A 22,427-nucleotide genomic window follows, 5' to 3' on the forward strand; every position below is an offset into this window, starting at 1 on the left:
GCCAGCGGCACGCCGAACACATCGGCGATGCGGAAGGCGGCTTCCAACGAGGGCGCGTATTTGCCCGCCTCGATCGCGGCCACGGTCTGCCGGGTCAAGCCGATGCGCAGGCCGAGTTCAGCCTGCGACATCTCGCCCTGCATGAAGCGCAGCGTACGGATTTTATTGCGGATCACCCCGCTCACGCCTGTTGCCTGCGGTAAGCACGGATGATGCCGATCGAGAACACCGCTTCGGCCAGCACGATCATGAAGAATGCGGTGTTGGCGATTTCCCAGCCGGCATTGGTGAACGGCATGAAGCCGCCGACCACAATCATGCCGGCAATCAGCACGCCGTAAGCGTAGCCGCGGGCTTTATGGGCGATGGCGGTGTCGCGCTCGTCCATCGGCAGTGTGGCTTCGCCGGGTGCGCTGCGGCGCAGCAGCAGGTGGCCGATGCCCAGAATCGCCGCCCACGACAGGGAGGTCACGGCATACAGGGCCATTTGCTGGAGATTGGGAATTTCCGGGCCGGGCGGATGCAGCGCGGACCAGGTGAAGTAGGGAATAAATACCGCCAGCATCGACAGCAAGGACAACCAGGCCACTTTTTCACGGTACGGCATTGCACGCTCCTCAGGTAAGTTTAATTTAACTCAATGTTAAATAAACTATACATAAGGTTAATTGGGCTTGTCAATAGGGGGCTGCGCTAATTCCTTCGCGCCACGGCAAAGGCCGCCAGTGCATTCAAGGCCTCGGCGCGCGCGCCGAACCCGGACAGGTGTTTCGGCATCCGTTCGGCCAATTCGGCCAACAGGGCTTTGGCGCCGTCCAGCCCGAGCAGGGCCGGGTAGGTGGCTTTGGCCTGCGCCGCATCTTTGCCGGCCGATTTGCCCAACTGCGCGGTGCTGGCTTCCACATCGAGGATGTCGTCCTGGATCTGGAAAGCCAAGCCCAGATCATCGGCGAAGGCATCCAGGGCGGTGCGCGCAGCGCCATCGGCATTGGCCACAATCGCCGGCAGGCGGATGGCGGCCTTGATCAGTGCCCCGGTTTTCAGGGCGTGCACCTTCTGCAACTCCAGCAACGTGAGTGTTTTTCCACCGGCGTCCATGTCGAGCTGCTGGCCGCCGCACATGCCGCGCGAACCGGAGGCGCTGATGAGTTCCTGCAAGGCGGCCAGCTTGGCGGCGTCCGGCCACGCGGCGCGCGCCAAGGTTTCATAGGCCAGCGCCTGCAGCGCGTCGCCGGCCAGTATGGCGGTGGCCTCGTCGAAGGCGATGTGTACCGTCGGTTTGCCGCGACGCAGGTCATCATCGTCCATGGCCGGCAGATCATCGTGAATCAGCGAATAGGCGTGGATCATTTCCACCGCGGCCGCGGCCGCATCAAGCGTGTCGGGCGATGTAGTGAACAGCCGGCCGGTGGCATACACCAAGCGAGCACGCAGGCGTTTTCCGCCATCCAGCGTGGCATGCCGCATGGCGCGGTGCAGGCGTTGCGGGGCAAGGCTTTCCGACGGCAAGGCGCCGTCCAGAACCCGTTCGATGCGTTCGTTGTCAGTCGGCATCGTTGTCGCGGAACGGCGTCTGCTGTTCGGGGTTGGCGGTGTTGTTGACCAGAGTTACCCGCTGTTCGGCCTGTTCCAGGGCGCTCTGGCATTGCCGGTACAAGGCGATGCCGCGTTCATAGGCGGCCAGCGATTCATCCAGACTCTGTTCGCCGCGCTCCATGGCCGAGACCACCGACTCGAGTTCTTCAAGGGCCTTTTCAAAGGCGGCGACCGGGGAGGCTTCCGGGGTTTTCGGGGGTTTGCTCATGGCTTACTCGCTGTCGCTATGCCAGTGCAGGCGCAGGCCGTGTTGGCGTGAAAGATCATCCAGCTGCGCGGAAATCAGCACCTCGCCGACCGCCAGCAGTTCGTTGTGCCCATTATAAACAAAGGGCAGGGCCGCGCGTTGCCAGGGCGGCACGCGCGTGCTAAGCAGTTTCTTGACGCTGTGGTGCATGGCCTGGCCGGGCAGGCGGATTCGTTCGCCGCCCTGCCGATAGCGCACGCGCACCGTTACGGGCGCTGCGCCCTGCCACGCCAACACGCCACCGCGCGGCAGCGGCAAAGCCTCACGACCATCCCACAGCACATCCAAAGCGCTGTCTTCGGATTCCGGTGTCGTCTTGGCGCGCAAAATCAATGTGCCGTCCCAGAGTTGCACGGCATAATCCGGGCCATCCAGGCGCGTGTCATCGTCCGTTTCATGCATCGTCAACTGACGCAGAAATTCATGCAGGGCTTCCGCGCCCGGCGCTGGCTGACCGTTATCGTGCAGCCAGTCCCGCAGCAGATGCGCCTGCAGCTCCGGCGGCTGCGCCCTCAGCATGGCCAAATGCAGACCCTGCGGGCCGGTGCAGCGGGCAAGTTGGTCGGCAATCAGCGGCTGCAACAGCGCGGCATCGGCCTGCAACAGCGCGGCGCTGCGGGCCAGACGGGCGGCGGCATTCGGAAAGCGCGATTCCAGCAGCGGCAAGACCTCGCGACGCAGGAAGTTGCGGTCGAAACCGGTGTCGGCATTGCTGGCATCCTCGATCCATGCCAAGGCATTCGCCTCGGCGTAGGCCTGCAGGTCGGCACGGTACAGAGACAGCAGCGGCCGCCAAACCTGCATGTCGCCGTATCGTGAATGCACCTTCATGTTGCCCAGCGCCTCGGTGCCGGCACCGCGCATCAAACGCAATAAAAGGGTTTCGGCCACATCATCGGCATGGTGCGCCAGCGCCAGGGTGTCGGCGGGCGCCACGTGGCACGCGAATGCCGCGTAGCGTGCCGCACGCGCCTGTGCTTCGACGTTACGCGTGACATCGGCAATCGCGATGCGTTCGATGTGCAGAACAATGCCAAGCGCGTCGCAGACCGATTGACAGTGCGCCGCCCAGGCATCGGCCGCCGGGTTCAGGCCATGATGGACATGGATGGCCTGCAGCGAAGCATCCGCGGGCAGATTGCGTTTCAACCAATGCAGCAGAACGCTGGAATCCAAGCCGCCGCTGAAGCCCACCCAGACCCGCATCGAGGGCGGGAGGCAGGCGCTTGCGGGAAGGGATTCGGTCAAGCGGCCTCGAACGCGCCGTAGGCCCGCAGCCGCTGGTAGCGGCGGTCCAGCAGGGTGTCGAGCGAGAGCGACTCCAGATGCTGGAGTTCGTCCCAGATCGCCGCTTTCAGGGTTTGGGCCATCGCGGCCGGATTGCGGTGCGCGCCGCCCAGCGGCTCGGGAATGATTTTATCGACCAGCTTGTGTTCCAGCAGACGCTCTGCCGTCAGACCCAAGGCCTGCGCCGCTTCTTCGGCCTTGCTGGCGCTCTTCCAGAGAATGGACGCGCAGCCTTCCGGCGAAATCACCGAATAGGTGCTGTATTGCAGGATGAAGGTGGCATCGCCGACGCCGATGGCCAACGCGCCGCCCGAGCCGCCTTCGCCGATGACCGTGCAGATCACCGGAATTTTCAGTTCGGCCATTTCCAGCAGGTTGCGCGCGATGGCTTCCGACTGGCCGCGTTCTTCGGCGCCGATGCCCGGATAGGCACCGGGCGTGTCGATGAAGGTGAACAGCGGCAGGCCGAAGCGCTCCGCCATTTTCATCAGGCGCAGGGCCTTGCGGTAGCCTTCCGGACGCGGCATGCCGAAATTGCGTTTGACCTTGCTCTTGGTGTCGCGGCCTTTCTGCTGTCCGATCACCATGCAGGCCCGCCCGTTCAGGCGCGCCAGACCGGCCACGATGGCCGCATCGTCGGCGAATGCGCGGTCGCCGGCCAGTTCATGGAATTCGTCGAAAATGAGTTCGAAGTAATCCAGGCTGTAGGGGCGCTGCGGATGGCGGGACAGCTGCGAGATCTGCCAGGGGCTGAGCTTGCTGAAAATCTCGGCGGTGCGTTGTTCCAGTTTGGCCTGCAGGCCTTCCACTTCCAGCTCGATGTTGACGCCCGGGCCTTGGCTGGCGCGTTGCAGTTCCTGGATCTTGGCTTCCAGATCGGCAATCGGCTGTTCGAAATCGAGGAAATTCGGATTCATGGCGGTTCTCGGACGGTTCGGCGTATTTTATCAGATGCTTAGGATGCCGCACCGGCCATGCCGGTGCTGGCCACGGACCAGGGTTTGTTCAGGGCTACCGTCACTTCGGCGACCCCGTCGAGCTGGCGCAACTGCGTGATCAGCGCGGCTTCGCAGCGCACCGAATGCGCCGGCGGCGCGCGCAGGCGGCCTTCGGCGGTGGCGGTCTTGAGCTGCAGCATGACCGGCGTGGGGCCCGGCCGGTACGACGCCAAGAGGCGCTGCAGGTGTTGCCAGGAATCGGGATGGCACAGATCCAGCCGGCATTGGATGCCTTTGCTGTACTGCAGCAGCAGGCTGTGGAAATCCCAGCAGTGTTTTGCGCGCAGCGATACGCCGCCGTTGAAACTGTCCTCGCGCAGCGTGCCTTCGATGACCACGATGCGGTCCCGGGTGAGCAGGGAGGAATAATCCTGATGGGCTTCGCTGAAAAAAGCGCACTCCAATCCGGTCATCTGGTCTTCAATCAGCACGAAGGCCTGGTTGTCGCCGCGTTTGCGCATCTGGCTGATCAGGCCGGCCACCACCACCGGCGCTTCACCGCGCCGGTCCTTGCGTTCCTGCAGGGTTTTTTCCAGACCCGACAAGGGGCAAAGCCCGAGTTGCTTGAACTCCGCCTGCCAGGGGTCGAGCGGATGGCCGCTGAGGAAAAAGCCCAGGGTATCGCGCTCGTGGCGTAGGCGCTCGTCCAAGGGCCAGTCGGCGATGGTCGGCAACGCGATCTGGATGCTGACCGCGGGGCTGGCCCCGAACAGCGAGACCTGACCGGATTGCGCTTCGCGCGCCATCTGCTCGGTGGCCTTCAGCACTTCCGGCAACTGCAGGGCCAGTGAGGCGCGGTTGCTGCCCAGGGAGTCGAGTGCGCCGGAGTGGATCAGGGCTTCCAGCACGCGCCGGTTGAGCTTGCTTGAATCCACGCGGCGACAGAAATCGAGCAGGTCGGTGAACGCGCCGTTGGCGTCGCGCTCCGCGGCGATGGCCAGACAGGCCCCTTCGCCGACGCCTTTGACCGCGCCCAGGCCGTAGCGGATGGTGTGCCGGTCGAGGGCTTTGAATTTGTGGGTCGAGGCATTCACATCCGGCGGCAGCACCACGATGTCGAAGGCCTTGCAGTCCTGCAGGAAGTTCACCACCTTGTCGGTGTTGTCCATGTCGGACGATAGCGTGGCGGCCATGAACTGCGCCGGGTAATGGGTTTTCAGCCAGGCCGTCTGGTAGGCGACCAGCGCGTAGGCGGCCGAGTGCGATTTGTTGAAGCCGTATTCGGCGAACTTCTCCATCAGGTCGAAAATGCCGGTCGCCACTTTGCCGTTGATGCCGTTGTCCTGCGCGCCCTGTTCGAACTTGATCCGTTCCTTGGCCATTTCCTCCGGTTTTTTCTTGCCCATCGCGCGGCGCAGCAGATCGGCGCCGCCCAGCGAATAGCCGGCCAGAACCTGGCCGATCTGCATCACCTGTTCCTGGTACACGATGACGCCGTAGGTCGGTTTCAAGATCGCTTCCAGATTGGCATGCGGATAGCTGACTTCGGCGCGCCCGTGCCGGCGGTTGATGAAGTCGTCGACCATGCCGGAGTTCAGCGGGCCGGGCCGGTACAGCGCGGCCAGGGCGATCAGGTCCTCGAAGGTGCTCGGTTCGAGTTTCTTGATGTAATCCTTCATGCCGCGCGATTCGAACTGGAACACCGCGGTAGTCAGGCCTTTGGACAGCAGCCGGTAGGTTTCCGGATCATCCAGCGGAATGGCCAGGATGTCGATCGGGTCCCGGGCGTCGGCGCGGCGCTCGGCGTTGATGGCCTCGACCGCCCATTGGATGATGGTCAGCGTGCGCAGCCCGAGGAAGTCGAATTTGACCAGGCCGATGGCCTCGACATCGTCCTTGTCGAACTGGGTCACGATGCTGGTCGCGGTTTCGCCGGCGTGCACCTGTTCGGCATACAGCGGGGTGAAATCGGTCAGCGGTCTCGGCGCGATGACCACGCCGCCGGCGTGTTTGCCGGCATTGCGCGTGAGGTCTTCCAGTTTCAGCGCCAGATCGATCAGATCGCGCACGTCGTCTTCGCTGTGATACCGCTGCACCAGCTCGGCGGAGATCAGCTCTTCTTTTTCTTTCCGCTTTTTCGGATCGGATTCATTCGCCGCGGAGTTGCCGAGCGCGTCATCGAGGCTGATGCCGAGCGTCATCGGAATCAGCTTGGCGACGGAATCGACGAAGCCGTAGGGCAGGCCGAGCGCACGTCCGCAGTCGCGCACCACAGCCTTCGCCGCCATGGTGCCGTAAGTGATGATCTGGCTGACCTTGTCGCGTCCGTATTTGCGCGCCACGTAGTCGATGACTTCATCGCGCCGGTCCATGCAGAAGTCGATGTCGAAGTCGGGCATCGAAACCCGTTCCGGATTCAGGAAGCGCTCGAACAGCAGGTCGTAGCGCATCGGATCGAGATCGGTGATGCCCAGCGACCAGGCCACCAGCGAGCCGGCGCCGGAACCGCGGCCGGGACCGACCGGAATGCCCTGGGATTTGCCCCAGTTGATGAAGTCGGCCACGATCAGGAAGTAGCCGGGGAAGCCCATGCGGATGATGACATCGAGTTCGAGGTCCAGACGGGCCAGATACGCGGATCGATCATGCCCTGGCGCCAGCGGGAAGGCCTGCAAACGGCGCTCGAGACCGTCGCGCGCTTCCTTGCCGATCCAGCTGTCCAGCGTGTGGCCTTCGGGAACCGGGAAGTCGGGCAGGAAGTAGGTGCCAAGCGCCAGCTCCAGATTGCAGCGCTTGGCCAATTCGACGCTGTTGGCCAGGGCTTCGGGAATGTCGGCGAACAGCGCGGCCATTTCCGCAGGTGATTTCAGATACTGCTCGGGGCTGTACAGTTTCGGCCGTTTCGGATCGTCGAGCACGCGGCCGCTGGAAATGCAGACGCGGGCTTCATGGGCTTCGTAATCGTCGGCCTCCAGAAAGCGCACATCGTTGCTGGCCAGCAACGGCAATTGGTGCCGGCTGCCGAAGGCGATGGCACGGGCGTTGAAGGCGGCTTCCTCGGGCAGGCCGAGGCGGCTGATTTCCAGATACAGGCGGCGCGGGAACAGGCTCAGCCATTCGGCGATCTGTGCGGCGCTCTCCGGTTTGTGTTCCTGCTGCATCAGGTGTGCGAGCGGGCTGTGGCGGCCGTGCAGCAGGATCAGCCCCTCGTTTCCGGCAAACAGCCATTCCGGGGCGATGACCGGCACTTCACGGCTATGGCCTTCCAGATAGGCCCGCGAAATCAGTTTGGACAGGCTCAGGTAGCCGGCCTGATTCTGGCACAGCGCGGTAATCCGGGTGTATCCGCCCTGGCCGTTGTCGAGAAACAGATCGGCGCCGGCGATGGGTTTGATGCCGGCGCTCTCGGCGGCCTTGAAGAACTTGACCAGGGCAAAAAAATTGCAGTTGTCGGTGACCGCGACCGCCGGCATGCCCATGGCGGCACAGCGGGCAACCAGTTCCGGCAGACGGATGGTGGAGTCTGTCAGCGAGAACTCGCTGTGCAGATGGCAGTGAACGAAAGTGGGGGTCATGGGCACGCCTGAATCGAACCCTCAGTTTAGCCGACTGGTCGGCGATAACAAGGCTTGACAGGGGCCAAATTCCGGTTCCGGCGACGCGGTTTCAGTCGGGTGCAAAAAGGCTGACCTGTTGCACCGGACCATAGCTGCGGCGGTGTTCCGGGCAGGGGCCATGTCGCAGCAGCGCAGCCAGATGTTCGGCGGTCGGATAGCCCTTGTTGCGGGCGAAACCATAGGCCGGAAAGCGGGCATCCAGGGCGCGCAGATGGCGGTCGCGGCTGACTTTGGCCAGAATCGAGGCCGCCATGATGCTACGTTCAAGACCGTCACCGCCGACCAGTGCGCGGGCCGGACAGGGCAGGTCGGGGGGAAGCCGGTTGCCGTCAATCAGCACCAGTTCCGGTGCGACGTCCAGTCCATGGATGGCCAGTCGCATGCCGTGCAGGGTGGCCTGCAGGATATTCATGCGATCGATGGTGGCGGCATCGACGAAGTGGATGCAATGTGCGATGGCGATTTCCTGGATGGTTTCGAACAACTGTTCGCGTCGACCCTCGCCGAGTTTCTTCGAGTCGTCCAGTCCGATCAAGCCGTCGTCCGGTGGCAGAATGACTGCGGCACAGACCACCGGTCCGGCCAATGGTCCGCGTCCGGCTTCATCCACGCCGGCGGTGATCATGGCCTTGCCAGCAATTCGAGTACGGCCGCAGCGGCGGCATCGCCGGCATCGCGGCGCAGCGCGCGATGCAGATCTTCAAAGCGGGCGATCAGCACACTGTTATCGCTGCTGGCGAGCAGATTCCGCAATGCCTCGGCAATCGTCTCCGGGGTGCAGGCCTCTTGGATGAGTTCGGGCACCAGATCTTCGCCCGAAAGCACGTTGGGCAGGCTGAAACGCTCGATCTTAATCAGACCGAGCCATTGCACCAGCGTGTAGGTCAGTGCCGAGATCCGGTAGGCCACCACCATCGGCCGTTTGCACAGCATGGCCTCCAGCGCGGCGGTTCCGGAAGCCAGCAGCACGGCATCGGCGGCAATCATGGCGGACTGCGCATGGCCATCGAGAATGCGTGCGTCGGACAGGGGGCTGGCTTGCAGATGATGTGCGATACGGCTACGGCACAAGCCGTTGGCCGCCGGAATCAGAAAATGCAGGTCGGGCATCGATGCTTTCAGCAGCGCGGCGCCTTGCAGGAACACCGGCAACAGCCGGTCGATTTCGGAGACCCGTGAGCCGGGCAGAATGGCCAGATGCCGGCAGGCGGGCAAGGCCAGTGCGGCGCTGGCGGCCTCGCGGTCCGGCGTCATGGCGATGCGGTCGGCCAGCGGATGCCCGACGAAGCGCGCATCCACGCCGTATTTGGCGTAAATCGCCGGCTCCATCGGGAACAGACACAGGACCTGCTCGCAGCTTTCGGCAATGCCTGCGGCACGCTTTTCGCGCCAGGCCCAGACCGAGGGGCTGACGAAATGCACGGTTCGCAGGCCGGCGCGCTTGCAGGCTTTCTCGAGACCGAGATTGAAGTCCGGCGCATCGACGCCGATGACCAGATCCGGCTTCTCCGCCACAAGCCGCTTGAGCAGATTTCTGCGGAGTTTCAGAAGCGCCGGAAGATGCCTGAGCACTTCGATGAAACCCATAACCGACAGGGTTTTGTAATCGAACCAGGAATCCAGGCCCAGGGCCTGCATTTTTGGCCCGCCCATGCCGACAAAGCGGATGCCGGGCCGGCGTGCCTGCAGCGCAGCGATGAGCTCGGCGGCAAGCAAGTCGCCCGATTCCTCGCCGGCGATGAGCGCGATTTTCATGGGTGCTTAACGCACGATGCCGCGCGTGCTGGCTTCGATGAAATCGAGCATCTGCCGGACATCGTCGGATTCGACGGCCATGGCCTGCAGCTCGGTTTTGGCTTCGGACAGCGGTTTGCCGGACATGTACACGGTGCGGTAGGCGTTCTTGATTTTCTTGATCCGTTCGGCACTGAAGCCGCGGCGCTTGAGGCCTTCGGCGTTGATGCTGCGCGGCTCGGCGTATTGCATGCCGGTCATCACGAACGGCGGTACATCGGCGCTGATCAGGCTGCCCATGCCGATGAACGCATGCGCGCCGATCTTGCAGAACTGGTGCGCGCCCGAGAAGCCGGCCATGATCACCCAGTCCTCGACGATGGCGTGGCCGGCGAGCGAGGCATTGTTGGCGAAAATGGTGTTGTTGCCGACGATGCAGTCGTGGGCGATGTGCACGTAGGCCATGATCCAGTTGTTGTCGCCGATCCGCGTCACGCCGCCGCCGTCGCCGGTGCCGCGGTTGAAGGTGGTGAATTCGCGGATGGTATTGTTGTCGCCGATGATCAGTTCGCCGCGCTCGCCTTCGAATTTCTTGTCCTGCGGGTCGCCGCCCAGCGCGGCATGCGAATGGATCTTATTGTTGCGGCCGATGCGGGTCGGCCCGGTGATTACGCAATGCGATCCGATTTCGGTGCCTTCATCGATGTGGACATCGGCGCCGATCACGGTATAGGGACCGACCGCCACGCTGGCATGCACCTGTGCGGACGGATCGATGATCGCCGTCGGGTGGATGCTCATGCGTCACCTTCGGCGCAGAGAATGTCGGCGCAGGCGACCTGCTTGCCGTCGACGCAGGCAACGCCCTGGTACAGGGCCATGTTGCGGATCTTGCGTTTGAGTTCGACGTTCAGTTCAAGCTGGTCGCCGGGAACCACCATTTTCGAGAATTTGGCGTTGTCGATCTTGACCAGATAGAACAGCTTGCCTTCCTTGCCGGTGCAGCCGTCCTGCATCAGGCTCAGGTGCGTCAACAGGCCGCCGGCCTGGGCCAGGGCCTCGAGGATCAACACACCGGGCATGACCGGCGCACCCGGAAAGTGGCCGTTGAAGAACGGCTCGTTGATGGTCACGTTCTTGATCGCGCGGATACGCACATCCGGCTCCAATTCGGTCACGCGGTCGACCAGCAGGAACGGGTAGCGGTGCGGCAGCAGGTTCTGGATGCAGACGGCATCGACCGGCAGTTTGGAAATATCGTAAGGCATGGGTCAGTCCCCGTTTTTCTTCAGTGTATTGAGCGTACGTGCCATGGCATCGAGCTGTTTGAAACGTGCGGCATTTTTGCGCCATTCGTTCTTGGGCTGAATCGGCGTACCCGAGGCGTATTCACCGGCTTCGGTCAGCGAGTGTGTGACCAGGCTCATCGCGCCCACGGTGACCTTGTCGGCGATTTCGATGTGGCCGACGATGCCGGCGGCGCCGCCGATCAGGCAGTATTTGCCGATCCGGGTGGAGCCGGCCACGGCCACGCAGCCGGCAATGGCGGTATGCGCGCCGATGCGGACGTTGTGGCCGATCTGGATCTGGTTGTCGAGGCGCACGTCGTTTTCGAGCACGGTGTCCTCGATGGCGCCGCGGTCGATGGTGGTGTTGGCGCCGATTTCGCAGTCATCGCCGACGCGCACGCCGCCGAGCTGGGCGATTTTGATCCAACCGCCCTGGTGGAAGGCGATACCGAAACCGTCGGCCCCGAGCACCGCGCCGGAATGGATGCGCACGCGATTGCCGAGGCGGACGCGTTTGACCAGCGTGGTCTTGGGCATCAGCACGCAGTCTTCTCCGACCACGCAGTCGTTGCCGACATGGGCATGGGCATGCAGCTGCGCTCCGGCGCCGATGACCGAGCGTTCGCCGACCACCGCATACGGCCCGATGCGGACGCCGGCCGCGAGCGTGGCGCTGGCCGCGATTACCGCCGTCGGATGGATGCCGTCCGGCAGATCATCGCCGTCGTCGAACAGGGCGGTGATCTGGGCGAAGCTGGTGTACGGATTGCCGCTGATCAGGCAGGCGCAGGGGCAGGCATCGGCATCGGCGGCGCCCAGAATGACCACCGATGCCCGCGTGCCGGCAAGCTGGCCCGTGTATTTGCTGTTGGCCAGAAAAGCAAGCTGTCCGGGCACGGCATCGGCGAGGGTGCCGATGCCGGTGATCGGCGTATCGGCGTCACCCCGGAAGTCCAGGCCGAAGCGGTCGGCAAGGGCCTTCAGCGTCAACATGCGCAATCAGAATTGCTGACCGAAGGTGAACTGCAGTCGTTCGATGCGGTCGAACTCGCCATCGTTCAGCGGCAGGGCATAGCTGATTGAAATCGGGCCGACCGGCGCCTGCCACTGCAGGGCGACACCGACCGAAGCCCGCAGGGCGCTGAGGTTGAACTTCTCGGCGCCGAACACGGCACCGGCGGCGGGATCGGTGTAGCCGCTGTAATCGAAGCTGCCGGCGAAGGCATTGCCGTAGTCGAGGAAGGCCGACAGGCGCGTGCCGCGGGCATTGAACAGTTTCGGGAACAGCAGCTCGAAGGTGCCGGCGACTTTCAGCGAGCCGCCCAGCGGTTGCAGATAAGACGGCACGCAGGTGGTGGCCGGGGCGACCGGAACGCAGGTGCCGTAGCTCGGTCCCAGCGTATTGGCTTCGTAACCGCGGACCGATTGCGGACCGCCGACGTAGAAGTTCTTGAAGAACGGCATGCCGGCATCACCGGTATTGCCGTAACTGTCGCCATAGCCCAGATCCGTGCCGATTTTCAGCACCAGCCAGGAATTCAGCGGACGGTAATGCTCGAACTGGTAGCTGAGTTTGTAGTAGGCGATATCCGAGCCGGGGAACGAGAACTCGGCACCGACGCGATGATACGTGCCGCGGGTCGGCAGCAGGTAATCGTTGCGGGAGTCGCGGCCCCAGCCGGCCTGGGCGCGGATCTGCTGGACCGGCCAGGTCTGGTTGAATCCGCAGGTCTGCGGATCCGGCGTGCCAAGCGGGGCCGCATCATCGGTCGCCGGCGTATTGGGGTTGTTGTCGTCATCGACATCGAAGCAGGGGAAGTACGGCTGGCTGCCGAGGACATCGTCCAGGTATTCGATCAGCGGCAACGGCGTTGAACCGATGGTGGTGGTCAGATCGATCTTGTCGTAACCCACGGACAGCTGCACGCTGTCGGTTTCGCTGAGCGGGATGCCCATCACGGTTTCGGCATTGAAGTTCTTGGAGGTATAGCGCGCGGTGTTGAAATCGCCCTGGTTGTAGTCGCTGTAGGACACGTTGTAACCCAGGCTCAGGCCATCCTCGGTGAAATAGGGATTGGTGTAGGAGAAGCTGATGCGCTTGGAGTAGCTGTTGTTCTGCACGGCGACCGACATCCGGTTGCCGGTGCCGAGGAAGTTGTTCTCGCTGAGCTGGATCGAAGCGGTCAAGCCGTACAGCTGCTGATAACCCAGGCCGAACACGAAGCTGCCCGAATTGCGTTCCTTGACATTGATGATGACATCGACCTGATCGGGGCGTCCGGCCACGGGTTCCTGCTCGATCTCGACGGTTTCGAAGAAGCCCAGGCGCTGCAGACGCACTTTCGAGCGGTCGAGCGCCGCCTGCGAATACCAGGTGTTTTCGAACTGGCGCAGTTCGCGGCGCACTACTTCGTCGGCAGTGCGGACGTTGCCTTTGATTTCCATGCGGCGGATCTGCACGCGCGGGCCGGGCTTGACCACGAAGTCGATGCTGATTTCCTGGTTGTCGCGGCTGACCGTCGGCACCGGGTCGACTTCCGCGAAGGCATAGCCGATGTTGCCGAGCATGGCGGTGATGCGGTCGTTGGTGGCGGTCAGCAGCTGGCGCGAGAAGGTGTTTCCGGTGCGGATCAGCAGCAGTTTTTCGATATCCGCCTTCGGCACGATGGTGTCGCCGCTGACCGAAACGCCGGAGACCTTGTAAACCTTGCCTTCGACCACGTTCGCGGTGAGGAACATGTCCTTTTTGTCGGGGCTGATGGCGACCTGGGTGGATTCGACGTTGAAGTCGACATAGCCGCGGTCGAGGTAGTAGTCGGTCAGCTTTTCGAGATCGCCGGAAAGCTTCTCGCGCGAGTACTGGTCATCGCGCTTGTACCAGGACAGCCAGTTGCTGGTGTTCGATTCCCAGCTTTCACGGATCACGTCATCGGGATACACGGTGTTGCCGACGATGTTGATGTCGCGCAGGCGCGCCCCTTTGCCTTCGGTGATGTCGAGCGTGACATCGACGCGGTTGCGGTCGATCTGTTTGACCGTCGGCGCGATGATGACGTTGTATTTGCCCTTGTTGTTGTATTGCCGCAGCAGTTCCTGGGTGACCCGGTCGAGGTTGAGCGGATTGTAGATCTCGCCTTCGCTCAGGCCGATGCCTTTAAGGCCCTTGAGCAGGTCTTCGGTCTTGATTTCCTTGTTGCCTTTGAGCGTCAGCGTATTGATGCTGGGACGCTCGACCACATTCACCACCAGGATGTCGCCCTGCCTCTCGAAGCGGACATCGCTGAAGAATCCGGTTTTATACAACGCACGGATGGCTTCGGTGGTTTTCGAGGAATTGACCGTATCGCCTTTCTCGATGGGCAGGTAGGTGAAAACCGTACCTGCGGAAATCCGCTGCAGGCCATCGACCCGGATGTCGCTGGCCACGAACGGTTCGGCCGATTGGGCGTGCACGGGCTGGCTCAGTGCGATGGCCAGGGACAGGCACAACAGGCTTTTACGGAGATTTGAAGAGGTCATCGGGGTTCCAGACGGTGATACTTGGGTGGATTAGGAAATGATACGAAAAAAATCATTGAAAATGGCTATTCCAAGCAGTCCGGCGAGTAAAAAAACGCCGATATACTGCCCGATGGCTTGAACGCTTTCCGCGGGGGCTTTGCCGGTGGCCCATTCATAGGCGAAGTACAGCAGATGCCCGCCATCAAGCAGCGGAATCGGCAACAGGTTCATGATACACAATGCCAGCGAAATCGCGGCCAAAAAGCCGAGAAACGGCGATATTCCCCAACTGGCCTGGCTGTCGGCGGCCCGCGCGATGCCGATCGGCCCGGACAGGTTGTCGACCGAGGCGGCACCGGTCAGCAGGCGCTTGATCACCGACAGGCTGTCGCGGGTCATGGTGTAGGTTCTGGACAGCGCCGCCGGCAAGGCCTGCAGTGCCGGGTATTGCACGGTTTTGACCGCACTCAGGCTGCCGATGCCCAGACGCCACAGACGCTGCCCCTGATCCTCGATCTGGACCGGTGCAATCAGAAAGGCAAGCGCGACGCCGTTACGGATGATTTCAACCCGCAGATTCCGGCCGTTGCCGGCTTTTTCGGCCAATACTCGCGGAATGTCGCCGAACTGCGCGATTTCGGCGCCGTCGATGGCGGTGATTTGATCGCCCGGCTGCAACACGCCATCCGCCGGTCCGTCTTTCTGCACTTGGCCGACAATGGGCAGCGATGCGGAAAAGAACGGGGTCAGACCGATTTCCTGCAGTAACCGATCCTGGGGATAATCTTCCGGCAGGGCATCGAGCGCGAGGCGACGGCTTTCGGAATGACCGCTCAGCGTGGTCACCTGGACATCGATCGGGCGGCGATCCATGGCCGCAAGGGCCAGTGCCGGCAAGGCATCGTTCCAGGCCTGGACGGGCTTGGCGTCAACGGCAATCAGCTCATCGCCGGTCTGGAAGCCGGCCTGTTGCGCCAGACCCGTGGACGGGCCGATCAGGGCGCGCAGCTCGGGCACGCCGATAATGAATGCGGCCCAGAGCAGACCGATGCAGAGAATGAGATTGGCCAAGGGGCCGGCGGCAACGATCGCGAAGCGCTTGCCGACCGATTGCCGGTTGAAGGCAAACGGCTGCAGTTCGGGCGGAACCTCCTGTTCGCGCTCATCGAGCATTTTCACGTAGCCGCCGAACGGAATCAGCGCCAGCCGGTATTCCGTGCCGTTCTTGCCGGTGCGGCTGTACAGCGCGCGGCCGAATCCGACCGAAAAGCGCAGCACATGCACGCCGCAGCGGCGCGCCACGGCGAAATGGCCCCACTCGTGCACGGTGACCAGAATGCCGATGGTGAGGATGTACCAGAACAGCGGGCTGATGAAATCGGGCATGGGCTCAATGAATCCGTTGGATGGCGCAGCGGCGCGCTTCGGCATCGCTCGCCATTAGGACAGATAAATCCGCCGCAGGTTCCCAGTGCACCGTTTCCAGCACTTCGCCCACGATATCGGCGATTCCCAGAAACGGCAGTCGGCCCTCGAGAAAGGCCATGACTGCGATTTCATTGGCCGCATTCAGAACCGCGGGAGCGTTGCCGCCGCGGCCGATGGCGCGGTAAGCCAGGCCAAGACAGGGAAAGGTTTCGCCATCGGGCGATTGGAACGCCAGCGCCGCCAGCGTGCGGAAGTCGAGGGCTTTGACTCCGGTATCGATGCGTTCCGGATAGGACAGGCCGTAGGCGATGGCGGTACGCATGTCGGGTTCGCCCATCTGCGCCAATACCGAGCCATCGCGGTAATCCACCATGGAGTGCACGATGCTCTGCGGATGGACCACGACCTCAATGGCTTCGGCCGGCATGCCGAACAGATGATGGGCCTCGATGACCTCCAGGCCTTTGTTCATCAGCGTGGCCGAATCGACTGAAATCTTGCGCCCCATGGACCATTTCGGATGCCGGCAGGCCTGTTCCGGCGTCACCGCAGCCAGCTCGGCGCGGGTTTTTCCGAGAAACGGTCCGCCCGAAGCGGTCAGGATCAAACGCCGCACGCCGTCACGTCCGCCGCCGGACGGCAGGCACTGGAAAATCGCATTGTGTTCGCTGTCGACCGGAAACAGTTGCGCGCCGTGCGCGGCCACGGTCTCCATCAGCAGCTGTCCCGCCAGAACGATGGATTCCTTGTTGGCCAGCAGGATGCGTTTGCCGGCGCGTGCGGCACTCAGGGTCGAAGCCACGCCGGCGGCGCCGACGATCGCCGCGACCACGGTGTTTGCGCTGTCGTCGGCCGCCATGGCCTCGAGGCTGTCCGCTCCGGCCAGCGGCGTGGTGCTCAGTCCGGCAGCGCTCAGACCGTCGCGCAAGGCCGCGAACTGATTCGTGTCGGCAATGCATGCGTGCATGGGCCGGTAGCGCCGGCACAGGTCAATCAGGGCATCGACCTGGGTATGGGCCGACAATGCCGTAATCCGGAATCGGTCCGGGTGCTGATCGACCAGTTTCAAGGTGGATTGGCCGATCGAACCGGTCGCTCCGAGAAGGCAGAGCGTTTTCATAATGCCAGGCCGTATTTCACCAAGGCAAACACCACGAGGCCCGACACGATGCTGTCCAGGCGGTCAAGCAGGCCGCCATGACCCGGAATCAGGGCGCTGGAATCCTTGATGCAGGCGTGCCGTTTCATCAGGCTTTCGAACAGGTCGCCGAACACCGAGAACAGACCGGTCATCAGGCCGAGCAGGGCATAGCGCCAGAGATCGGACAGGGGCGCATCGAACAGCGGCATGCACACCAATGCCAGTACGAGTGTGACCAGCAGGCCGCCCCAGAACCCCTCCCAGCTTTTGCCCGGGCTGATGTTCGGGGCGAGTTTATGTTTGCCGAAATTGACGCCGAACACATACGCGCCGCTGTCGGCGGCAGCCACCAGGCCGATCGCGAACAGCGTCCACGCCGGTCCGCCGTCACTGCCATGGATCCAAACCAGGGCGGCCCATGCCGGTACGCAGGCGAGTGTGCCCGCCAGCAGCTTCAGGCGGCCATTGCCGGAAGTGGCGGCGCGCGCGAAATCGAACTGCCACAGCCAGAGCGGCACCAGCAACCAGAACAGACCGCCGAGGGCGGTCACGATCAGCAGATTGTGGTGTTCGGCGTCATCGGTCCAGGCAATGGCGGCGACCAGAACCGCATTGACCATCAGATACAGCCATTTCGACGCCGGCTTTTCCAGCGCGGCCAGAGCGCACCATTCATGCAGGCCGGCCAGCAGCAGCAGCGCCATGAAAGCCCCCATCCACGGCGTGGGCAGGAACCAGATGGCGGCGATGGCCAGTGGAATCATCCACAGGGCCGATTGAATGCGCTTGCGGTGGCTCATGCCTGTTCTCCGTGAACTTGTGCGCTGGTCAGGCCGAAGCGGCGTTCGCGCCCGGCGAAATCCGAAACCGCCTGCAGCAGCACCTCACGGGTGATGTCCGGCCAAAGCGTCGGGGTGAACCAGAATTCGGTGTAGGCCATCTGCCACAGCAGGAAATTGCTGATCCGGCAATCGCCGCCGGTGCGGATCAGCAGGTCCGGTTCGGGCTGGTCGGCCAGGGCCATGAACCGGCCGAGAGCGGCCTCGGTGATGTCTTCGGCAGCCGGTGCCGTGGCCAGCAGGGCGCGGCAGGCATTGACGATATCCCAGCGCCCGCCGTAACTTCCGGCAATATTGAGGTTGAGCGTGCTGTTGCCGGCACTGAGGGCTTCCGCCCAGGCCATTTTTTCGCGGATTTCCGGCGCGAAGTCGCTGCGCTGGCCGATGAAGCGGATGCGCACGCCGCGCCGGTGCAGTTCCTCGATTTCGGTATCGAGCATGCGCAGGAACAGCTTCATCAGGGTACTGACTTCTTCCGGCGGGCGGTTCCAGTTTTCACTGGAAAACGCGAACAGGGTCAGGCTGCCGATGTGCTGTTCGAGGCAGAACTCGATGGCAACCTGTACCGCCTTGGCGCCGGCGCGATGGCCGATGCTGCGCACGCTGCCGCGCTGTGCCGCCCAGCGGCCGTTGCCGTCCATGATGACGGCAATATGCTGCGGAAGGAGTGGCATGTCCGGGCTCATGGCCTGAGCGCTTCAGACCGCAAGCAGTTCGGCTTCTTTGGTTTTGGCGATGTCGTCGATGTCCTTGACCGCCTTGTCGGTGATTTTCTGGATCTCATCCTCGGCGCGGCGGGCCTCGTCTTCGGAAATGGTTTTTTCCTTGAGCAGATCCTTCACGCCGGAAATGGCATCACGGCGGATATTGCGCACCGAAATCTTGGCATTCTCGCCTTCGGCATAGACATGCTTGATCAGTTCTTTACGGCGTTCTTCGGTCAGCGGCGGCAGGTTGATGCGGATCACCTGGCCGAGGGTGTTCGGCGTGAAGCCGAGATTGGAAGCCAGAATGGCCTTTTCGATGGCGCCGACCATCGCTTTTTCCCAGGGGGTGATGGTAATCGAGCGGGCATCGGCGACGGTCACCGTGGCGACTTGGCTGAGCGGCATGTCCGAGCCGTAGTAGTTCACTTTCAGGTTATCGACCAGACCGGTGCTGGCGCGGCCGGTGCGCAGCGAAGACAGCTCGTGCTTGAGGGCGTCGACGCTTTTGGCCATGCGTGTCTGCGCATCTTTTTTGATTTCGTTGAGCATGCGGGGCTCCTGTTCCGATGATGAGCCCAATTATAAACCGAGATGATGCTAAACGCTTAAAATCAATGAAAAAACATCAGTGGTGCGGGGCATGGTCGTGATGGTCGTGATGGCAGGATTCACCCAGCTCGATCTGCAGCGTGGCGTGGTTGATGCCGAAACGTTCCTGCAGGGCCTGGTTGGTGGCGTCGATGAAACCGTCGTGACCGTCGACGGTGTCGCGGACGATATGGGCGGTCAGCGCGATTTCCTCGGCACCCAGTGACCAGATATGCACATGGTGCACGGCAACGACCCCGGGCCGGGCCTGCAGAAACGCCTCGACCTCGCCTTTCTCCAGCCCTTCGGGCACGGCGTCCATGGCCTGCATGAAGCTGGCCTTGAGCAGGTGCCAGCTGCCGATGCCGATGACCAGTGCGACCAGCAGCGCGGTCAGCGGATCCAGCCAGTACCACTGGCGCCACCAGATGCCGAGACCGGCGATGACCGCGGCCAGAGACACCGCGGCATCGGCCAATAAATGCAAGTACGCGCCCCGTTTGTTCAGGTCGGTTTTCTGGCCGCGCAGGAACAGCGCGGCGGTTCCGAGATTCACCGCGATGCCGAGACCGGCCACGGCCATGACCAGGGCGCCCGGGACCTGCGGCGGATTCTGGAAACGTCCGATCGCCTCCCAGAGCAGGGCGCCGCTGAAGCCGACCAGCAGAACCGCATTGAACAGGGGGGACAGCTGCGTGGCGCGGCGCCAGCCGAAGGTATGCCGTTCGGTTGGTGCCTGACTGGCCATCCATGCCGCGCCCCAGGCCAGTGCCAATCCGACGGCGTCGCCGAGATTGTGCAACGCGTCGGATATCAGTGCCAGGGAATTGGTGGCCAGACCGAAGCCGGCTTCAATGCCCGAATAGGCCAGATTGATCCACATCGCCCATGCGAACACATGGTGATGGCTGGCGTGGCGGTGGCCGTGATGGCCGTGCGAATGGCCTTGCATGCGCTCAGCGGGTGACCAGCGTGCCGATGTCTTCACCCTGCAGGATGCGCATCAGCGCGCCGGCATTGCCCATGTCGTAAATCCGCAACGGGATATCGTTTTCGCGGCAGAGCGCGAATGCGGCGGTATCCATCACCTGCAGATTTCGCTGCAGGACGTCATCGTAGGTCAGGCGTTCGAAGCGTTTGGCGCCCGGATTTTTCTTAGGGTCCGAATCATAGATGCCGTCCACTTTTGTCGCTTTCAGCAGAAGTTCGGCATTGATTTCGGTGGCGCGCAGGGCGGCGGCGGAATCGGTGGTGAAGAACGGATTGCCGGTGCCGGCCGCGAAAATCGCGATGCGGCCTTTTTCCAGATGGCGCACCGCACGGCGGCGGATGTAGTCTTCACAGATCTGGTTGATTTTGATGGCGCTCATCACGCGTGCGTTGACGCCGTGTTTTTCCAGGGCATCCTGCATGGCCAGGGCGTTGATGACGGTGGCCAGCATGCCCATGTGATCGCCGGTGACGCGGTCCATGCCGCCGGCGGCCAAGCCGGCACCGCGGAAGATGTTGCCGCCGCCGATGACCACGCCGACCTCGGCGCCGGCCTGCTGCACGGCGATGATTTCGCGCGCCAGGCCGTTGATGATGTTGGGGTCGATGCCGTAATCGCCATCACCCATCAGGGCCTCGCCGGACAGCTTCAACAGGATGCGACGGTATTTCAAAGTGCTCATGGCGGGCTCCGGAGTGGGCATCGGTTGGGTCATTCTAGCGGATTGACGGGGGCTTTAGCAGGGTGCTACGGGCTCAGGGCTCGTAGATGACATAGACCTTGCGTGCGTATTCACGCACTTCCCAGGTCCCGCGGTAACCCGGTTCAATGGTGAACCGGTCGCCGGCGCGGACGGTCTGGGCTTGCCCGCCGTCTTCGGTCATCACAATCTCGCCCTGAAGGATTTCGCAGTATTCGTATTCGGTGTAATCGACCTGCCAGATGCCGGGCTCGGCTTCCCAGAAGCCGGTATGGAAATTGCCGGCGGCATTGCTGAAATGGTTGCTGAGGATCTGCTTCGGACTCCCGGCCCGCATTTTCTCCGGGGCGACCTCATAAGGCTCATGCGGGGTGGAGGCGTAGTCGAGGCGGCGAAGACGGGACATGGCGGATCGGTGCTCCGGAAAAATGGGGGTGTGAAAAAAAGCCACCCGAAGGTGGCTTTCCAATTCAGACGGCCATGGCCTTGGCGACTTCGGCGGCGTAATCTTCCACCACCTTTTCGATGCCTTCGCCAACCACCAGACGCTGGAAACCGATGACATCGGCGCCGGCGGCCTTGACGGCAGCTTCCACGCTCTGGTCGGTGTTCAGCACGTAGGGCTGACCGTACAGGGTGACTTCGTTGATGATTTTGCTGACCTTGCCGGCAATGATCTTTTCAAGGATATCGGCCGGCTTGTTCTTGTCCTTCTCGGGCATTTTGGCCAGTTCGATTTCCTTTTCCTTGGCAATGAAGTCGGCCGGAACGTCGGCGGCTTTGTTGTAAGGGGGGTTCATGGCAGCCACGTGCATGGCAATGCCGCGGGCCAGTTCCATGTCGCCGCCGGCCAGATCGACCAGCACGCCGATGCGGCCGCCGTGGATGTAGGCCGCCACGGTGTTGGGCGAGTTGACGCGGACCAGACGGCGGACCTGCACGTTTTCACCGACTTTGGCGATCAGCGCGGCGCGGGCTTCTTCCACGGTGCCGCCGTTCATGGCCACCGACTTCAGGGCTTCGGCATCGGCGGCGTCGGACGCCAGGGCGGCCTCGGCAACGGCGTTGACGAAGGACAGGAAGTTGTCGTCCTTGGCCACGAAATCGGTTTCGGAGTTGACTTCGACCAACACGGCTTTGCCGCCGCTGCTGGCCATGCCGATGCGGCCTTCCGCGGCGACGCGGTCGGCTTTCTTGTCGGCTTTGGCCAGACCGGTCTTGCGCAGGTATTCCATGGCGGCATCGATATTGCCGGCGTTTTCGGTCAGGGCTTTCTTGCATTCCATCATGCCGGCGCCGGAGCGCTCGCGGAGTTCTTTTACCAGGCTAGCGGTAATTTCCATCGTATTAACCTCGGAGTTGTTCAGGGGGTGTGTCGCATCGGCAAGCTGCCGATGGGGAAGGGGGTGCCGAAGCACCCCCTTTCATGGCTTCGATCAGGCGTCGCGTTTTTCGCGGCGCGGCGCGGCTTTCTTGGCCGGAGCGCGGCGGGCGCCTTTCTTGTCGTCTTTGCCGACCGGGTTGCCTTCTTCGTCCAGTTCAACGAAGTCGTCGTTGGCGCTGCTGGCGGTGATCGGCGCGGCGGCCTTGCCTTCCAGCACGGCATCGGCGGCGGCACGCACATACAGCTGCACGGCGCGGATGGCGTCGTCGTTGCCCGGGATGGCGTAGTCGACGAGGTTGGGGTCGTAGTTGGTGTCGACCACGGCGATGACCGGGATGCCGAGCTTCTTGGCTTCCTGGATGGCGATGTTTTCATGGCCGATGTCGATGACGAACAGGGCGTCCGGCAGACGGTTCATGTCCTTGATGCCGCCCAGCGAG

23 protein-coding genes are annotated in these 22,427 nt (G+C 62.8%); all 23 read right to left on the minus strand.

The features are described 5' to 3' along the window. Nucleotides 1-173, minus strand: a 173-nt coding sequence (locus tag Q0W88_RS06280; protein ID WP_297801265.1) for a helix-turn-helix transcriptional regulator, incomplete at its 3' end; no start/stop codon positions are given. A gap of 8 nt (nucleotides 174-181) precedes the next feature. Further along, nucleotides 182-607, minus strand: coding sequence for a hypothetical protein (locus Q0W88_RS06285; protein WP_297801213.1), 426 nt, complete (start codon nucleotides 605-607; stop codon nucleotides 182-184). Nucleotides 608-693: 86 nt separating this feature from the next. Continuing rightward, a complete protein-coding gene (locus Q0W88_RS06290) occupies nucleotides 694-1,554 on the minus strand; it encodes a farnesyl diphosphate synthase (protein WP_297801215.1) in 861 nt (286 codons plus the stop codon). Continuing rightward, nucleotides 1,544-1,804 carry an exodeoxyribonuclease VII small subunit gene (locus tag Q0W88_RS06295; protein ID WP_297801217.1) on the minus strand — a complete coding sequence of 87 codons (261 nt, stop codon included), beginning with the start codon at nucleotides 1,802-1,804 and terminating at the stop codon, nucleotides 1,544-1,546. Before Q0W88_RS06295 ends, Q0W88_RS06290 begins: the two co-directional genes overlap by 11 nt. Nucleotides 1,805-1,807: 3 nt before the next feature. Continuing rightward, nucleotides 1,808-3,091: a tRNA lysidine(34) synthetase TilS gene (gene tilS / locus Q0W88_RS06300; protein ID WP_297801219.1), complete on the minus strand. Its 1,284-nt coding sequence runs from the start codon at nucleotides 3,089-3,091 to the stop codon at nucleotides 1,808-1,810. Then, on the minus strand, nucleotides 3,088-4,047 hold the full coding sequence (locus Q0W88_RS06305; protein WP_297801221.1) for an acetyl-CoA carboxylase carboxyltransferase subunit alpha: 960 nt from the start codon (nucleotides 4,045-4,047) through the stop codon (nucleotides 3,088-3,090). Before Q0W88_RS06305 ends, tilS begins: the two co-directional genes overlap by 4 nt. Nucleotides 4,048-4,085: 38 nt before the next feature. Next, nucleotides 4,086-7,643, minus strand: coding sequence for a DNA polymerase III subunit alpha (gene dnaE, locus Q0W88_RS06310; RefSeq protein WP_297801223.1), 3,558 nt, complete (start codon nucleotides 7,641-7,643; stop codon nucleotides 4,086-4,088). Between the two features lie 91 nt (nucleotides 7,644-7,734). Then, complete coding sequence (locus Q0W88_RS06315) at nucleotides 7,735-8,310, minus strand: ribonuclease HII (RefSeq protein ID WP_297801225.1); 576 nt, start codon at nucleotides 8,308-8,310, stop codon at nucleotides 7,735-7,737. Continuing rightward, entirely contained in the window at nucleotides 8,307-9,440 is a 1,134-nt protein-coding gene (gene lpxB / locus Q0W88_RS06320) for a lipid-A-disaccharide synthase (protein ID WP_297801227.1), read from the minus strand. The genes Q0W88_RS06315 and lpxB overlap by 4 nt, the downstream gene beginning before the upstream one ends. 6 nt (nucleotides 9,441-9,446) lie before the next feature. Continuing rightward, the gene (gene lpxA, locus Q0W88_RS06325) at nucleotides 9,447-10,220 is read right to left on the minus strand and encodes an acyl-ACP--UDP-N-acetylglucosamine O-acyltransferase (protein WP_297801229.1); all 774 of its coding nucleotides are present in this window, start codon (nucleotides 10,218-10,220) and stop codon (nucleotides 9,447-9,449) included. Continuing rightward, nucleotides 10,217-10,687, minus strand: a complete 471-nt coding sequence (gene fabZ, locus Q0W88_RS06330) for a 3-hydroxyacyl-ACP dehydratase FabZ (protein ID WP_297801231.1) — start codon at nucleotides 10,685-10,687, stop codon at nucleotides 10,217-10,219. The genes lpxA and fabZ overlap by 4 nt, the downstream gene beginning before the upstream one ends. Before the next feature lie 3 nt (nucleotides 10,688-10,690). Then, nucleotides 10,691-11,701, minus strand: a complete 1,011-nt coding sequence (lpxD, locus tag Q0W88_RS06335) for a UDP-3-O-(3-hydroxymyristoyl)glucosamine N-acyltransferase (RefSeq protein ID WP_297801233.1) — start codon at nucleotides 11,699-11,701, stop codon at nucleotides 10,691-10,693. Between the two features lie 6 nt (nucleotides 11,702-11,707). Then, nucleotides 11,708-14,227 carry an outer membrane protein assembly factor BamA gene (bamA, locus tag Q0W88_RS06340; protein WP_297801235.1) on the minus strand — a complete coding sequence of 840 codons (2,520 nt, stop codon included), beginning with the start codon at nucleotides 14,225-14,227 and terminating at the stop codon, nucleotides 11,708-11,710. Nucleotides 14,228-14,257: 30 nt separating this feature from the next. Then, nucleotides 14,258-15,595, minus strand: a complete 1,338-nt coding sequence (gene rseP, locus Q0W88_RS06345) for an RIP metalloprotease RseP (RefSeq protein ID WP_297801237.1) — start codon at nucleotides 15,593-15,595, stop codon at nucleotides 14,258-14,260. A 4-nt stretch (nucleotides 15,596-15,599) separates the two neighbouring features. Then, nucleotides 15,600-16,757 (minus strand): 1-deoxy-D-xylulose-5-phosphate reductoisomerase, encoded by a 1,158-nt coding sequence (locus Q0W88_RS06350; protein ID WP_297801240.1) that lies wholly within the window; start codon nucleotides 16,755-16,757, stop codon nucleotides 15,600-15,602. Then, on the minus strand, nucleotides 16,754-17,578 hold the full coding sequence (locus tag Q0W88_RS06355) for a phosphatidate cytidylyltransferase (RefSeq protein ID WP_297801243.1): 825 nt from the start codon (nucleotides 17,576-17,578) through the stop codon (nucleotides 16,754-16,756). Before Q0W88_RS06355 ends, Q0W88_RS06350 begins: the two co-directional genes overlap by 4 nt. Next, nucleotides 17,575-18,291 carry a polyprenyl diphosphate synthase gene (gene uppS / locus Q0W88_RS06360; protein WP_297801246.1) on the minus strand — a complete coding sequence of 239 codons (717 nt, stop codon included), beginning with the start codon at nucleotides 18,289-18,291 and terminating at the stop codon, nucleotides 17,575-17,577. Before uppS ends, Q0W88_RS06355 begins: the two co-directional genes overlap by 4 nt. 24 nt (nucleotides 18,292-18,315) lie before the next feature. After that, a complete protein-coding gene (gene frr, locus Q0W88_RS06365; RefSeq protein ID WP_297801249.1) occupies nucleotides 18,316-18,873 on the minus strand; it encodes a ribosome recycling factor in 558 nt (185 codons plus the stop codon). 76 nt (nucleotides 18,874-18,949) lie between these two features. Next, nucleotides 18,950-19,864, minus strand: a complete 915-nt coding sequence (locus Q0W88_RS06370) for a cation diffusion facilitator family transporter (protein WP_297801252.1) — start codon at nucleotides 19,862-19,864, stop codon at nucleotides 18,950-18,952. A 4-nt stretch (nucleotides 19,865-19,868) separates the two neighbouring features. Next, the gene (gene pyrH / locus Q0W88_RS06375) at nucleotides 19,869-20,585 is read right to left on the minus strand and encodes a UMP kinase (RefSeq protein ID WP_297801254.1); all 717 of its coding nucleotides are present in this window, start codon (nucleotides 20,583-20,585) and stop codon (nucleotides 19,869-19,871) included. A gap of 73 nt (nucleotides 20,586-20,658) precedes the next feature. Then, the gene (locus Q0W88_RS06380; protein ID WP_297801257.1) at nucleotides 20,659-21,009 is read right to left on the minus strand and encodes a cupin domain-containing protein; all 351 of its coding nucleotides are present in this window, start codon (nucleotides 21,007-21,009) and stop codon (nucleotides 20,659-20,661) included. A 64-nt stretch (nucleotides 21,010-21,073) separates the two neighbouring features. Beyond that, nucleotides 21,074-21,946, minus strand: coding sequence for a translation elongation factor Ts (tsf, locus tag Q0W88_RS06385; protein ID WP_297801260.1), 873 nt, complete (start codon nucleotides 21,944-21,946; stop codon nucleotides 21,074-21,076). A 93-nt stretch (nucleotides 21,947-22,039) separates the two neighbouring features. Then, a partial coding sequence (gene rpsB / locus Q0W88_RS06390) for a 30S ribosomal protein S2 (RefSeq protein ID WP_297801263.1) occupies nucleotides 22,040-22,427 on the minus strand: 388 nt, incomplete at its 5' end.

The sequence above is a fragment of the Arenimonas sp. GDDSR-1 genome (genome assembly GCF_025980345.1).
Classification (GTDB): Bacteria; Pseudomonadota; Gammaproteobacteria; order Xanthomonadales; family Xanthomonadaceae; genus Arenimonas.

Bases quoted from the DNA above. Each gene is read 5' to 3' on its own strand.
- Q0W88_RS06290 (WP_297801215.1), bottom strand. From the start codon at position 1,554: ATGCCGACTGACAACGAACGCATCGAACGGGTTCTGGACGGCGCCTTG.
- lpxB (WP_297801227.1), bottom strand. From the start codon at position 9,440: ATGAAAATCGCGCTCATCGCCGGCGAGGAATCGGGCGACTTGCTTGCC.
- Q0W88_RS06355 (WP_297801243.1), bottom strand. From the start codon at position 17,578: ATGAGCCACCGCAAGCGCATTCAATCGGCCCTGTGGATGATTCCACTG.
- fabZ (WP_297801231.1), bottom strand. From the start codon at position 10,687: ATGCCTTACGATATTTCCAAACTGCCGGTCGATGCCGTCTGCATCCAG.
- bamA (WP_297801235.1), bottom strand. From the start codon at position 14,227: ATGACCTCTTCAAATCTCCGTAAAAGCCTGTTGTGCCTGTCCCTGGCC.
- rseP (WP_297801237.1), bottom strand. From the start codon at position 15,595: ATGCCCGATTTCATCAGCCCGCTGTTCTGGTACATCCTCACCATCGGC.
- pyrH (WP_297801254.1), bottom strand. From the start codon at position 20,585: ATGAGCACTTTGAAATACCGTCGCATCCTGTTGAAGCTGTCCGGCGAG.
- Q0W88_RS06295 (WP_297801217.1), bottom strand. From the start codon at position 1,804: ATGAGCAAACCCCCGAAAACCCCGGAAGCCTCCCCGGTCGCCGCCTTT.
- Q0W88_RS06370 (WP_297801252.1), bottom strand. From the start codon at position 19,864: ATGCAAGGCCATTCGCACGGCCATCACGGCCACCGCCACGCCAGCCAT.
- lpxA (WP_297801229.1), bottom strand. From the start codon at position 10,220: ATGAGCATCCACCCGACGGCGATCATCGATCCGTCCGCACAGGTGCAT.
- Q0W88_RS06305 (WP_297801221.1), bottom strand. From the start codon at position 4,047: ATGAATCCGAATTTCCTCGATTTCGAACAGCCGATTGCCGATCTGGAA.
- lpxD (WP_297801233.1), bottom strand. From the start codon at position 11,701: ATGTTGACGCTGAAGGCCCTTGCCGACCGCTTCGGCCTGGACTTCCGG.
- dnaE (WP_297801223.1), bottom strand. From the start codon at position 7,643: ATGACCCCCACTTTCGTTCACTGCCATCTGCACAGCGAGTTCTCGCTG.
- Q0W88_RS06350 (WP_297801240.1), bottom strand. From the start codon at position 16,757: ATGAAAACGCTCTGCCTTCTCGGAGCGACCGGTTCGATCGGCCAATCC.
- uppS (WP_297801246.1), bottom strand. From the start codon at position 18,291: ATGCCACTCCTTCCGCAGCATATTGCCGTCATCATGGACGGCAACGGC.
- frr (WP_297801249.1), bottom strand. From the start codon at position 18,873: ATGCTCAACGAAATCAAAAAAGATGCGCAGACACGCATGGCCAAAAGC.
- Q0W88_RS06285 (WP_297801213.1), bottom strand. From the start codon at position 607: ATGCCGTACCGTGAAAAAGTGGCCTGGTTGTCCTTGCTGTCGATGCTG.
- Q0W88_RS06315 (WP_297801225.1), bottom strand. From the start codon at position 8,310: ATGATCACCGCCGGCGTGGATGAAGCCGGACGCGGACCATTGGCCGGA.
- tsf (WP_297801260.1), bottom strand. From the start codon at position 21,946: ATGGAAATTACCGCTAGCCTGGTAAAAGAACTCCGCGAGCGCTCCGGC.
- Q0W88_RS06380 (WP_297801257.1), bottom strand. From the start codon at position 21,009: ATGTCCCGTCTTCGCCGCCTCGACTACGCCTCCACCCCGCATGAGCCT.